The following is a 14,008-nucleotide window of genomic DNA, read 5'->3' on the forward strand; positions in this document are numbered from 1 at the left end:
AATATTCCTTTGTAAGTGAATGTTTATTTTGTTATATTGTACTGATTGTTAATTGATTGGCTTAATTATAACGATATAGAATATTTAGGGTTTAAGGAATTATTAGATTTTAAAATCAGATAAAGTTTTGACAAATTCAGCTCTTTGATACCAATCATTATGTACCAATTCGAGGTTTTTTATTTCAAATTTTCCGAAGTTATAATCACGGTATTTGTGTAGTGTTTTTAAGAATAAATCCTTGTTTTTTATGGGTTTTCTGAACCGTACAACCGTTAAATGTGTAGTAAATAAAGAGTATCGTTTATCGATACTTTGTTCGAGAGTAGTTTCTTTAAACGCTGTACGAAGATTATCTCGTAAATCGTTTATACTTGTATCGCTTGGGAATCCCTGAATCATAACTGCCGAAGGGGAGGCAGTAATTCCGTGTAAATTAATTACTGATTTATTTAAACCAGTAATGCATTTATTAATTACAGCAACATAATCTTGTATTGTAATGTTGTTTAAATCAAATCCATCATAACAAGATATAATAGATAGTACTGTAATATGTATATCCGAATTAGGATAATAATATTGAGAAGCATCAACTTCTTTTAATTCATTTAAAAAAAGTTGAATGCTATTTTTAATCTCTTCTGAAGGTCTAATTAATAATGTAATTCCTAAACGGTTATCACTCAAATCATCAATTTGCGTATCAATAACATAATTGTCATTCGATATTTTCTCACAGGATTCTGTGAACAAATTGTTGTAATGAGAGGCTAAATCCATTTTGTATTGACGTTATTCAGAATAAATTGTGTTTAATTCTTTGCGAAGGGAACGCGGATGACGCAGATTCGCCAGGGCGAAAACGCGGATAAAAACAGATTTCTTTCTATTCCTTTTAAAAAATCCGCTTTTATCCGCGTCTTTACTTTAGTAAATCCGTGTCATCCGCGTTCCATTATAGACAATCTAGATTCACAAAGATATTATCTAATAGCCTTTACAAACTCGGCGATATTTCCTGTTCCTTTTTCAGATAAATGTTTGATAAAAGCACTTCCGATAATGGCTCCTTTTGCAAATTGCGTTGCCTGATTAAATGTTTCTGCATTATTAATTCCAAAACCAATAACCTGAGGGTTTTTAAGGTTCATATCGGCAATACGTTTAAAATATGATTCTTGCGTGCTACCAAAACCAGATTGAGAACCAGTAACACTTGCAGAACTTACCATGTATATAAATCCGTTAGAAACGCTGTCGATAAATTTTATACGTTCATCAGACGTTTGTGGCGTGATTAAGAATACGTTTATTAATCCGTGTTTTTCGAAAATCTCTTTGTATTGTTCTGCATAAACATCTACAGGAAGATCAGGAATAATTAATCCATCGATTCCTATTGCAGCGCATTTTTCGCAAAACTCTTCGACTCCATATTGTAGAATCGGGTTAAAATAGCCCATTATTACCAACGGAATTGTTACGCTTTCGCGAATGTTTTTCAGCTGGTCAAATAAAACCTGAGTTGTCATTCCGTTATGCAATGCCTGGGTAGAACTTGCCTGAATTGTAGGTCCATCGGCCAAAGGATCACTAAATGGCAATCCGATTTCGATCATGTCGATTCCGTTTTTTTCTAAATCCTGAATGATTTGTACGGTATCATTAAGATTAGGATATCCCGCAGAAAAATAGATAGAAAGTATCTTTTTATCTTCTTGTAGTTTTTGATTTATTCTGTTCATTTTTTTATTTTTTAGTCTAACAGTTTTATCACGATCCCGAAACTTCGGGACAGGACTGTTAGGTACATTATTAATTTTTTTGCCACAGATTAAAAGAATTATCATTGATTTCTACTGTAAAAATATTTCACTTTTTCTTTAATCTGTGAAAATCTTTTAATCTGTGGCATTATTTTTTTAAATTTTTACAATCTCACTTATCCAAGTATCATTTTGATTTTTTACAATCAATAATCCAGCATCTGAATCATTCATTTGAGCGATTAATTCACCTTTATTATTCCAAAATGCACTTTTTCCGCCCGAAGGATATCCCCATGATTCACCACTAAAGTTAGACATAAGCACATTCATTTTGTAGGTGCTGGCGTAATCTTGTAGCGCTTTATACGCAACAGGAATTCCGTTTGGCGTAAAGAAAATACTGGCAATATAAATTGCAGTTTTATTCTCGCTTGCATTTTTTGGGTGCAGCGGATTATCAATATCGGCACAAATGGCAAAAGAGATTTTTTTGTTCTCTAATTCGATTGTTGGATTATAATCAAAAGACGATTGATAATAAACATCTTCGCCTTCATGAAGAAATTGCTTTGTATAAATAGAAACCGAATTGTCTGGAGAAATAATAAATTCTCCAATAAACAATTGGTCTTTAATTTTTATAGGTGCTCCAGCAACAATTACAATCTTATTATCTACAGCTAATTTTTTTAAATGCTCTAATCGTGAATCATTTTCTGTGAAAGTAAGTTCACTTGCATTTTCTCTTTCATAACCTGTAATCGATAGTTCTGGAAATACGATTAAATCGGCATTTTTTGTTATTGCCAATTCTATAAGACGATAATGATCCAATAAATTTGAATCGATATCTCCTCGTTTTGGTTTGGTCTGAGCTGCTGCTAATATCATTTTAATAATTTGTGTTATTTAGTTATTATTTGTTAGTGCTACTTTTATTCCTAAACCTATTAAAACAGCTCCACAACTTTTGTTTATATAATTTGAAAGTTTCTTGTTATACTTTAGTTTTGCAAAAATTATAGAAGAAAAGTTCGCTAAAAATAAGCACCATATTGTTCCTGTAATTGTAAATGTTATTCCAAGTGTTATAAAAGGGACAATAGTATTTTTTAAACCAGAATCTATAAATTGTGGTAGAAACGAAATGAAAAACAATGCTACTTTTGGATTCAATACATTTGTTATTACTCCGTCTCTGTATATTTTTTTTAGATTAATTGATTTCTCTGAAAAAGAAACATCAGTATTAAGTCGAGTTTTGTCCTTGAGCATTTGGTAGCCAATATATAATAAGTAAGCGGCACCGGCATATTTAATAATACTAAAAACGAGTATAGATTTGGCAATAATAATAGAAAGTCCAAATGCAGCAAGGATTGTGTGTATTAAGGAGCCTGTGGCAATTCCTAGTACAGACATAAATCCAGCTTTTTTTCCTTGTGCCATACTTCTGCTTAATATGAAAATAGTATCATTACCAGGAGTTATATTTAAAAGTAATCCCGTTAAAATAAAAGTTTCATAATGAATTATACCGTTCATATTCTTAATTTTTAATTGTTTTTTGGAACTAATTCTACTGATGTTCGATTTGCGTTAGGGATAAAAGCGACATCCTTTTTTAGGCTTTTTTTTAGCCTTAAAAAGATATAGCGTCCCGATAGTTATCGGGAAGCCCGACCGTCTTTTTCTGACGGTAACGCCCAACTATAACTTGAAATAATCGATATACGTATTTAAATCTTTATCGCCACGGCCTGATAAATTAATAACTACAATTTCGTCTGGTCCAAATTTCTTTTTTTCCAGAACGGCAAAGGCATGTGCGCTTTCGATAGCTGGAATAATTCCTTCGGTTTTGGATAATTGTAAGCCAAATTGCATTGCTTCATCATCGGTAATCGAGATAAATTCGGCTCTGCCAGATGCAAATAAATGGGCATGCATTGGTCCAACTCCTGGGTAATCTAAACCTGCCGAGATAGAATAGGGCTCGGTAATTTGTCCGTCGGGAGTTTGCATTAATAATGTTTTACTTCCGTGAATGATTCCGATTTTTCCTAATGCCGATGTTGCAGCACTTTCGCCTGAATCAACTCCTAAACCTGCTGCTTCTACCGCAATAATATTTACCTCTTTCTCGTCTAAGAAATGGTAAAAAGCTCCGGCTGCATTACTTCCTCCACCAACACAAGCGATAACGTGATCTGGATTTTCGCGTCCTTCTTTTTCTAATAATTGCGTTTTTATCTCAGCTGAAATTACACTCTGAAAACGAGCTACCATATCGGGATAAGGATGTGGACCAACCACAGAACCGATGATATAATAGGTGTCTACAGGATTATTGATCCAATCGCGAATGGCTTCGTTTGTAGCGTCTTTTAAGGTTTTAGAACCTGAAAGCGCCGGACGAACTTCTGCTCCCAACATTTTCATACGAGCCACATTTGGCGCTTGACGCTTAATGTCGATTTCGCCCATATATACAATACATTGCAATCCCATTAATGCACAAACTGTAGCCGTTGCAACTCCATGTTGACCTGCACCAGTTTCGGCAATAATTCGGTTTTTACCAAGACGTTTTGCCAGTAAAATTTGTCCAATAGTATTGTTTACTTTATGCGCTCCTGTATGACATAAATCTTCTCTTTTTAAGTAGATTTTAGTATTGTATTTTTTCGAAAGTCTTTCGGCAAAATATAGTGGAGTAGGGCGACCTACATAATCTTTTAATAGTGCATCGAACTCCGCTTGAAAGCTTGGGTCGGCAGTAATTTTCAGATAGTTCAGGCGTAGTTCTTCTACGTTTGGATATAACATTTCTGGAATGTAGGCTCCTCCAAACTCACCATAATAGCCTTTTTCGTTAACGTTGTATGACATGATTTATTTTTTTATAATGTTATGTGTAGAGATGCATTTGGTGCGTCTTTACTGTTTAAAGTTGCAAGTTTTGCTTGAAACTATATAATATGTTTTTATCTTTTAATCCGGGTTCGATTTCGAATTTACTGTTTACATCGATGGCATAAATAGGTAAATTGGTTTTCGAAATTTCTTTTATTATTGCTACTTCTTCTATCCCGATTCCGCCACTAAGGAAGAATGGTTTTTTCGAATTGTATTTGTTTAATATGCTCCAATTGAATGCAGTTCCGTTTCCGCCGGGTAACTTTCCTTTGGTATCAAAAAGGAAATAATCACAAACTGATTCGTATGGTTTTAATACTTCAAAATCAAAATTTTCATCGGCAGAGAATACTTTGATGAGTTCGATTTTAGGATCAATTTTATTTTTTAATTCCTGACAAAATTCAACCGATTCGTGACCGTGTAATTGAATGGCTTGTAAATCGTATTTTGAAATTTTATCTAGAATATCTTCCTGACTTTGATTTACAAAAACACCAACTTTCTTAATCGATTTTGGTAAATCGGGAATGATTCCGTCAAAATATCTAGCCGATTTCTCCCAGAATATAAATCCCATATAATCGGGTAGGAGTGAACCTACTTCGGTTATATTGTCGGGATATTTCATACCGCAGATTTTTAATTTCATATTTTAAAGTTTAACCGCAAAGGGCGCAAGTTTTTTATATTCTAAATCATTAAAAACGCAAAGTTCGCAAAGCTTTGAGCTGATTGCTCTTTGCCCATAGCCTAAAGCTTTCCAATAAATTCTTTTGCTGCTTCTCCGGCATTATCGGTTTTCATAAAGTTTTCACCAATTAAGAAACCTTTGTAACCATAAGGTTTTAATTCGTTGATGGCTTCGACAGAGGAGATTCCGCTTTCGGAAACTTTTACAAAATCATCAGGAATTTGTGCTGCCAATTGTTTGCTGAAATCTAAGTTTACTTCAAACGTTTTTAGGTTTCTGTTATTAACCCCAATCATATCCAGCGTTGGCATAATCGATTTCTCTAATTCTTCCTGATTATGAACTTCCAGTAAAACTTCTAAGCCTAAGCTTTTTGCGAATTCTGATAATGACTTGATTTCTTCTCTTGTTAAAACCGCAGCGATAAGCAAAATTAAATCGGCTCCATAAGCTTTGGCTTCTAATATTTGGTATTCATCAACAATAAATTCTTTTCGTAATAACGGAATATTTACCGATGCTCTTGCCAAAAGTAAATCATCGAGTGAACCTCCAAAATATTTCCCATCGGTTAAAACTGAAATTCCGCAAGCGCCTGCATTTTCGTATCCTTTTACCACTTCTTCTACCGTAAAACTTTGGTTTATGACAGATTTAGATGGAGAACGACGTTTGTGTTCGGCAATGATTCCTGTTGAGCTTACTTTTAGTTTTTGACTTAAAGAAATAGTTTTTCTTTCGAAGAAAACAGAAGCTTCTAGTTGCGAAACTGGAATTATTGATTTCTTGAGAATGACTTCACGTTTCTTGTCAACTATTATTTTATCTAGGATGTTCATTTTTTATTTTTGTTTAAAGTTTTCTTTGTTTAAGGTTTAAAGTTTCTCAGCGATTCTAAGAAAACATTAACCCTTAAACTTTAAACTATTTTTACTTACTTAATTCTTGCAATTTCTTTAACGCTTTGTGTGCGTTTCCAGAAAGTAAACTTTCTTTTGCTAATTCAAAACCGTCTAGCGGTGTGCCTTTTGTAACCGTTGCAATTGCCAATGCAGCATTTGCACAAACCACATTATTTTGAGCTTCGGTTCCTTTTCCAGAAATGATAGATGCAAAGATTTCAGCTGATTCTTCGATAGAATTTCCTCCGTGTATTTCGCTTTGCGCTAAAAGACGAACGCCAAAATCACTTGGATTTAACATGCCTTCCATCGTGTTTGTAATAATCTTTGTTGGTCCAGTTAATGAAACCTCATCATAACCATCTAGCGAATGTAATATCGTGAAATTTACATCGGTATTTTGATATAAATACGCATACATTCTAGCCAATTCAAGGTTAAATACACCTAATAATTGGTTTTTTGGAAACGATGGATTTACCATTGGTCCCAGCATATTAAAGAATGTTTTTACTGCCAATTCTTTTCTTATTGAACCTACATTTTTCATTGCGGGGTGAAATAATGGGGCGTGAAGTATGGCAATTCCAGCTTTGTCGATGCATTTTTCAATGTAATCAGGATCATTAGAGAATTTGATTCCCATTTTTTCCATGACATTACTAGAACCCGAAATAGAAGAAACTCCGTAATTACCATGTTTGGCTACTTTTATTCCTGCACCAGCCGTAACAAATGAAGCCAGAGTTGAAATGTTGAAAGTATCTTTTCCGTCTCCACCAGTTCCAACTAAATCGATGGTATTGTAAGCCGATAAATCTACGCGAATGCATAAGTCTAATAAGGCTTCGCGAAAGCCTGCTAATTCTTCGATGTTAATACTTCGCATCATAAATATGGTCAAGAATGCCGATATCTGACTTGGGTTATAATCACCATTTGATATATTAATCAATACGTTTTTAGCCTCATCTTTAGTAAGGACTTCGTGATTGGTTAATTTGTTTAATATATTTTTCATTTTTTTTAAGGCTCTAAGTTTTTTACTGAGACTGAGTACTGCTTACTGAATACTGATTTAATGTTCGTTTCCTTGATAAATCCACATTGGTTCTGTTTGTCCTGCTCGTTCAAATCCATTTTTTGTATAGAACTCTATTGATTTTCCATCGGCGGTTAACATTTGCATATGGAAGTCACGATATTTTTCCTGCATTTTATCACAAATCATTTTACCTATTCCTTTTCCTTGATATTCTGGGAGTACTAATAAATGTGGATAATAAACAGTTAGATAACCGTCGGAAATTGCATTTCCAAGTCCAACAAGTTTTGTGTCATCCCAAGCAGTAATTAAAGTTTCAGAATTTAAAAGTGCTTTATATAATAAATCTGGTTTTTCTGCCGAACTCCATTCATTGGCTTTATACAATGTTATTATATCTTCGATATTAATTTCTTTGGTTTCTAAAATTCTGATATTCATTTTTTTTAAGTTGCTAAGGTTCTAAGGTTCTGAGTTACTAAGTTTTTTCTTTAAATAGTAAACTGCGACTGAATACTGTGACAGATTACTGCAAACTAAAGACTAACTCTTAACCCAATTCTCTAACATTTTTTTTCCGTTTGGTGTCAATACACTTTCAGGATGAAATTGTACTCCGCGTACATCATAGGTTCTGTGTCTTAATGACATTACTTGTCCGTTTTCATCGTAAGATGTAGCTTCGAGAACATCGGGTAAAGTAGCATCGACAACCCATGAGTGATAACGTCCTACCTCAAATTCTTTTCCTAAACCTTCAAATAAAAGTTCATCATCTACAACCGTTTTTACATTGGTAGCTACACCATGATATACTTTGTCAAGGTTTGATAATGTTCCGCCAAAAACTTCTCCTATAGCTTGTTGTCCTAAACAAACGCCTAATATGCTTTTGGTTGGTGCATATTTTTGAATAACAGCTTTTAGTAAACCTGCTTCGTCTGGAATTCCTGGTCCTGGTGAAAGTAATATTTTGTCGAAACTTGCTATTTCATCAATATCAAATTCATCATTTCTGTACACGGTTACTTCGCAATTTAAATCTTCCAGATAATGTACAAGATTATAAGTGAAGCTATCGTAGTTATCTATTACTAGTATTTTTTTCATTTTTTTTGAGGTTCTAAGTTGCTATCCCGAAGTTTCGGGACTGAGTTACTAAGTTTTTAAACTGTGACTGAATACTGAAACTGGCAACTAATTTTTATTTATTTTTCTCGAACGTATTTTTCGATGATTATTCTATCTATTCCAAGTTTTTCAATTTTTTCAACTCCTTTTTGAATTAAGGTATCGTTTTTAACTTTTACTGTAAATTCAAATTTGTTGTTCTCCCAGTCTCTATTATTGAAATATTCTAAATTCTCTGTGTATGTACTATCTTTTAAAGTATATTTTCCTCCACCTCCGAAGAATAGTGCTTCTGCTTTTTTCCCGTTATTTAAGTCATGGTTAAAGAATGCAAAGTGGGAGTCATTTATAATTTTAATCATTTTGGTTTTTGGATTGAATGTTGAAAAAGTTGAATCTTTTTCGGTTGTCTCTGCCGATATAAGTCGCCAGGTTCCTTCAATGTCTTTTTTAATACTTGTAGTTTCTTGCTTGTTTTTCTCGTTGCAAGAAGTTAAAAATACCATAACCAATAATAATCCAATAGTGTTTTTCATAGTTTTTAGTTGTTTAATTTTTATTTAATGTTTGGTTTGTTAAGTTGTAATTTTTAAGCTTTTCGTTTGGAACTAAAGACTGAAAAACTGCGACCGAATACTAAATTTTCTCTGCCATTTCAAGAGCGGTATTTAATGCTCTTAATTTATTATATACTTCTTGCATTTCGCTTTCTTCGTCTGAGTTTGCTACGATTCCAGCTCCAGCCTGGCAATGCAATTGATGGTTTTTGCTCAAAAAAGTTCGAATCATGATAGCATGGTTAAAGTTGCCTTCAAAATCCATAACACCGATAGCACCACCATAAAAAGTACGATTGGTTTTTTCGTATTCTTCTATAAGTTGCATGGCTCTGTGTTTTGGTGCTCCGCTTAGTGTTCCTGCCGGAAAGGTGTCGGCTACGACTTGCATTGTAGTTGCTTTTTCATGTAAATGTCCTGTAACTTTTGATACTAAGTGTATTACATGAGAGAAGAATTGTACTTCACGATATTTCTCTACGTTTACATCATGTCCATTTCGGCTTAAATCATTTCTGGCTAAATCGACCAACATTACATGCTCGCTATTTTCTTTTTTATCTTCAGATAGTTGTTTGGCAAGAATTGCGTCTTGTTCATCATTTCCTGTTCTTTTGAAAGTTCCGGCAATAGGATGAATTTCGGCTTTACGATTTTTTACAATAATTTGTGCTTCTGGTGAAGAGCCAAATATTTTGAAATCGCCATAATCAAAAAAGAATAAATAGGGGGAAGGGTTGATGCTTCGTAATGCTCTGTACACATTAAATTCATCACCTTTAAATCCTTGTGTGAATCGACGTGATAAAACTAACTGGAACACATCGCCACGGAAACAATGTTTTTTTGCTAAAGCTACATTATGCTTAAATTCTTCATCGGTTAGATTTGAGAATCCTTCGCCTTCTTTAGAGAATTGGTATGAAGCAATATTTCTTGATTGCAATAATTGTTCTATTTCCGAAATATTATTTCTTCCATCTACGCTATGGCAAAAGATATAAGCTTCGTTTTTGAAATGATTTATTGCAATTATATTTTGATAAACTGCATAATATACATCTGGAATAGAAATGCTATTGTCTTTTTTTGCAATAGTTACTTTTTCGAAATAACGAACGGCATCGTAAGAGATATATCCAAATAAACCGTTGTTGATAAATTTGAAATCGTTTTTCTCCGATTTAAATTGTCCTGAAAATTCCTGAATAATTTCTGGAATATTAGTCGAATCATCAATTGCTATTTTTTCTGTAGTTCCATCAGGATAAGCCTTAGAAATAGTTTCGTTCTCGATTTTAATACTTGCAATTGGGTTGCAGCATATGTAAGAGAAACTATTATCGTTTCCGTGATAATCGCTGCTTTCCAGCAATAAACTATTAGGGAATTTATCTCTAATTTTAAAGTAAATGCTCACAGGCGTTACAGTGTCTGCAAGGATTTGTTTGTAGTGTGTGTTGAGTATAAAAGGTTTCAATGTGTTGATTTTTTTAAGATTTAATATATTATTTTCCGGAAAATTATGAACAAAAAAAAAGACTTGTCGTGATGACAAGCCTTTCATATTTATAGTTTGAATAATACCATAGGAAGCTTAGTTCACGACGTCTGACGTAAATTGTTCCACCACCAAGTATTATTTGTAATTGTTTTCATAAACTTTTTTGTTGGTACAAATATATAAATGTAATTTGAGTATTCGTATACATTGTTTTAAAAAAAATCTCTATTTTTTTGAGTTTTTTGTTAAATTTAATTTAAGTATCCCATTTTAATGGCTTAATTTCCACTGACTAATGTATTATTTAAGTTCATTCTAAAATCTGGATTTGCTTTAATATTAGGTTCTGTAAATAATGCGACATTTCTTATAGTTGTATATTCTAAGTTAAATGCTGGGTTTTGATACCAGTTTTTGATGCCCGAATCAAAGTTAGAATTTTCGCTTAAAATAGCACCTTGACAGTTATTGATTATTAATCCGTTTAGTTTAATTTTTTCAAGGTTAACTATTCCATCTCCAATTTTTCCTTGAAAAACCATAAAGGGTGTAAAACCTGAGATTACACTATTATTTAAGGTAAAATAACTATTTTCTCCTATATGTGCAGCTTCGCGAACAAGTCCTTGATTGCTTTCTTCCAGATTTACCAAGGTAATATTATTGGCAGTTATCTTGGTTAGTTTTTTGTTTGTATCTGTACTTTCTATTTTGTCATACGAATCGATTTCAAAGCATCTTGAACCTGAAATATCCGAAGAGTAGGGGTGACGAATGGCAATACTATTATTTATAGTGCATTGTACTCCTTGTGTAAAATCAAAATCATCATCGGTTGCTCGGTAGGAAACTAAGTTATTCATAACGACATCTCCGCCATAAGATTCAAAAGAATCATCATTAGAATAACTGATCTGAATATATTCTAACTTGGTTTTACGACCAACTCCAGCCAATGATAAACCATTAATTTCTTTTAGAGCATTTAATTTTCTGCCAGAATATTCGATGCGTATGTATTTTAAAATACCCGAGTTATCGTCAGCATCTTGTCCGCCATAGTGATTTACAACAGGATCTAGATTAAAATCTAAGAAACTAACTCCACCCATTTTATTAATTGGTGCTTTTCCCAGAAGGATTATTCCGCCCCAATCTCCAGGTTTTCTTTCGGCAACATTTTTATTAGATGTAAATATAATTGGGTCAGTTTCTAGTCCTTCGGCCATTATTTTAGAACCATTTGTTATTACGAGTGTACCACAAGTTTTATCATCTCCTCTTATTACCGTTCCGGGTTCAATTGTTAAAACGGCATTATTGGTTAAATATACAACACCAACTAATTGATATGTATTTCGTTTATATAATTTGGTATCCTTATCGATAGTTCCTGCCAGAATATTTGTAGCTTCATTATATTCTATTGATGCAGGTTTAAAATTTGTCCATTTATTCATCCAGTTTGATGCGCCAACAATCCCTTTTTGTTGTTGTGCATTGACTATAATACTACTTACTAAACAAATAATTACAAGGTGTAAATTTTTTTTCATAGTGATGTCTTTAGCAAAATTTGATTTTTGGATAAAAGCCTTTTGGTTGAGACAAAGACTCTTTTTTAATTGTCCCAAAAGTAAAAGTGGTTTGTTAATCAAAGAATGGTAAGATATTATGAAAGTGTTATTATACCTTTAAGAACGTTATTTTATTTGTTCGTAAAGCGATTGTTGTATTTAAATATCAAAAATTAAGGCATAAAAAAATCCCATTCGCCGCGACGAGGGCACTGAAAAACATCCCTTATTTTAATCAGGTTTATTTTTTAGACAATGAAAAAACGCTTATAACAGGATTTAAAAATATCCGTTGTAAGCGTTTTTCGTTTTATATCTGTTTTTTATTTGCAGCTATATGAATCGATTTTTGATTTATAGAGGGGCATTTTGTGTAGGCATACTTATTTTATAAATTCCTTACATTAATTTCAGTATTCTTTTTAAGTTGACTGTAAAAATAGCCATTGCTCCTTGCATTTGCATATTGGAAATTCCGTACGATATTGCTCTATCATAGCCATGTACGTTTTTTAACTCACTATTTTTAGCCTCTATTTTGTATCGATGTTTTGCTTTTTCTTTGAAATAATCCGTTTCTTGAAAGGCGATTTGTTCTTGGTGTAAGTCTGATTTTATCCTTACACAGTAGGTTTTTGTTTTTGCCCCTTTATAACACCCCTGTTTTAAAGAACAAGATTTGCATTTTTCGACATCGAAATAGTAGGTATATGTTTGATTTTTTCCAACATTTTTTTTGCCCTGTCTAGCTTTTCGTATAGCCATATGTCCTGCAGGACAAACCATTCTATCGGCATCTTTATTATATTGAAATTTATCTTCCTCTTTTCTTGTCCCATTTGCTACTGAAACATTTAACTTAGCTACAACTCTAATATTTTTCCCGTTTGCTCGCTTGAGATTTTCTGTTCCTGAATAAGCTCCATCACCAATAATGGTATTTACATCAATTCCGTTTTGCTGACTAATCTCTAAGAGTTTTGGTAACTCTGGACCATCTGCTTTCTCTCCTGAGGTAACTACAGCCGCTGTGATGATTCGCTCTTCGGTCATCGCTAAATGAGTCTTGTATCCAAAGAAAGAGCTATCTGCGGATTTATGACCTGTTTTAGCATCTATATCTTTTGATAAGATAAAATTTTCCTGAGTATCTTCTATAGTTTCTTTAAGCAGATTTAGCTTTTCTTTTACAGCAGGTATAGAACTCAAAGATTCTTCTTTTTCTATGCGCTGCTCCAGTTCTTTACAATAGGCTAATTCTTTTTCTAATTCATTGGTATTGTTCTTCTCGGGCATATGCTCTTTGAATTGGTCATCAAATAAATATACTGTTCTTCGTAGAAGTTTAGAGCGCTCTCTTAATACATCAATTGCTGCAAATGGATTTGATCTTGATAAAGTGTGTGTAGCATCAACTATAATAGACCTGGATCTGATGATTCCCTTTTCGACGGCTATAGATACTGTTTTACCAATGAGTAGATTTAATAAGTCCGTATCCTTCAGGCGAAGTTTACGAAATTTCGTTAAAGAACTTGGATTAATAACACTCTCCTCTGGTGTCATTTCTAAGAAATACTTAAAAGACATATCAAAACGTGAACGTTCTACTACATCAACATCCGAGACATCATAAATTGTTTTTAGAAGTAAATACTTAAACATACGCACTGGGCTTTCTGCTGTGCGACCATTAGTGGTGCAATATTTATTTAGCAACTCATCGTAGATGAATGAGAAGTCTATGAGTTCGTTGATTTTTCTAAGGAGATTATCCTGAGGAACAATTAAATCATATAATGAGGAATAAGGACTAAACTGAATTTGTTGCTGTTGAATTAACATCTAAAAAGCCTTATGATTACACTCAAAAGATACAAAAAAAGGAGCAGAAACTTTTAGCTTCT

14 protein-coding genes are annotated in these 14,008 nt (G+C 33.2%); all 14 read right to left on the reverse strand.

Annotation, left to right across the window (positions count from 1 at the left end; translation table 11 throughout):
- Nucleotides 1-102: 102 nt before the first annotated feature.
- Nucleotides 103-783, reverse strand: a complete 681-nt coding sequence (locus AC3IPI_RS11505) for a 2'-5' RNA ligase family protein (protein WP_489159093.1) — start codon at nucleotides 781-783, stop codon at nucleotides 103-105.
- A gap of 203 nt (nucleotides 784-986) precedes the next feature.
- Nucleotides 987-1,748 (reverse strand): tryptophan synthase subunit alpha, encoded by a 762-nt coding sequence (gene trpA / locus AC3IPI_RS11510; RefSeq protein ID WP_489159094.1) that lies wholly within the window; start codon nucleotides 1,746-1,748, stop codon nucleotides 987-989.
- Nucleotides 1,749-1,925: 177 nt separating this feature from the next.
- Nucleotides 1,926-2,663: a carbon-nitrogen hydrolase family protein gene (locus AC3IPI_RS11515; protein ID WP_489159095.1), complete on the reverse strand. Its 738-nt coding sequence runs from the start codon at nucleotides 2,661-2,663 to the stop codon at nucleotides 1,926-1,928.
- An 18-nt stretch (nucleotides 2,664-2,681) separates the two neighbouring features.
- Nucleotides 2,682-3,317, reverse strand: a complete 636-nt coding sequence (locus AC3IPI_RS11520) for a LysE family translocator (RefSeq protein WP_489159096.1) — start codon at nucleotides 3,315-3,317, stop codon at nucleotides 2,682-2,684.
- A gap of 165 nt (nucleotides 3,318-3,482) precedes the next feature.
- Nucleotides 3,483-4,664 (reverse strand): tryptophan synthase subunit beta, encoded by a 1,182-nt coding sequence (trpB, locus tag AC3IPI_RS11525; protein ID WP_489159097.1) that lies wholly within the window; start codon nucleotides 4,662-4,664, stop codon nucleotides 3,483-3,485.
- 55 nt (nucleotides 4,665-4,719) lie between these two features.
- Nucleotides 4,720-5,343 (reverse strand): phosphoribosylanthranilate isomerase, encoded by a 624-nt coding sequence (locus tag AC3IPI_RS11530; RefSeq protein WP_489159098.1) that lies wholly within the window; start codon nucleotides 5,341-5,343, stop codon nucleotides 4,720-4,722.
- Nucleotides 5,344-5,444: 101 nt separating this feature from the next.
- Nucleotides 5,445-6,224 (reverse strand): indole-3-glycerol phosphate synthase TrpC, encoded by a 780-nt coding sequence (gene trpC / locus AC3IPI_RS11535; protein ID WP_489159099.1) that lies wholly within the window; start codon nucleotides 6,222-6,224, stop codon nucleotides 5,445-5,447.
- A 91-nt stretch (nucleotides 6,225-6,315) separates the two neighbouring features.
- Complete coding sequence (gene trpD / locus AC3IPI_RS11540; RefSeq protein WP_489159100.1) at nucleotides 6,316-7,308, reverse strand: anthranilate phosphoribosyltransferase; 993 nt, start codon at nucleotides 7,306-7,308, stop codon at nucleotides 6,316-6,318.
- A 57-nt stretch (nucleotides 7,309-7,365) separates the two neighbouring features.
- Nucleotides 7,366-7,773 (reverse strand): GNAT family N-acetyltransferase, encoded by a 408-nt coding sequence (locus AC3IPI_RS11545; RefSeq protein ID WP_039117831.1) that lies wholly within the window; start codon nucleotides 7,771-7,773, stop codon nucleotides 7,366-7,368.
- Between the two features lie 102 nt (nucleotides 7,774-7,875).
- Nucleotides 7,876-8,442: an anthranilate synthase component II gene (locus AC3IPI_RS11550; RefSeq protein ID WP_039117830.1), complete on the reverse strand. Its 567-nt coding sequence runs from the start codon at nucleotides 8,440-8,442 to the stop codon at nucleotides 7,876-7,878.
- A 98-nt stretch (nucleotides 8,443-8,540) separates the two neighbouring features.
- Nucleotides 8,541-8,999 (reverse strand): hypothetical protein, encoded by a 459-nt coding sequence (locus tag AC3IPI_RS11555; protein WP_489159101.1) that lies wholly within the window; start codon nucleotides 8,997-8,999, stop codon nucleotides 8,541-8,543.
- A 100-nt stretch (nucleotides 9,000-9,099) separates the two neighbouring features.
- Nucleotides 9,100-10,500: an anthranilate synthase component I family protein gene (locus AC3IPI_RS11560; protein ID WP_039116114.1), complete on the reverse strand. Its 1,401-nt coding sequence runs from the start codon at nucleotides 10,498-10,500 to the stop codon at nucleotides 9,100-9,102.
- 302 nt (nucleotides 10,501-10,802) lie between these two features.
- Nucleotides 10,803-12,080 (reverse strand): hypothetical protein, encoded by a 1,278-nt coding sequence (locus AC3IPI_RS11565; RefSeq protein ID WP_489159102.1) that lies wholly within the window; start codon nucleotides 12,078-12,080, stop codon nucleotides 10,803-10,805.
- Between the two features lie 420 nt (nucleotides 12,081-12,500).
- Complete coding sequence (locus AC3IPI_RS11570; RefSeq protein WP_489159103.1) at nucleotides 12,501-13,946, reverse strand: IS1182 family transposase; 1,446 nt, start codon at nucleotides 13,944-13,946, stop codon at nucleotides 12,501-12,503.
- Nucleotides 13,947-14,008: the final 62 nt, after the last annotated feature.

The sequence above is a fragment of the Flavobacterium sp. GL_143 genome, assembly GCF_057834355.1.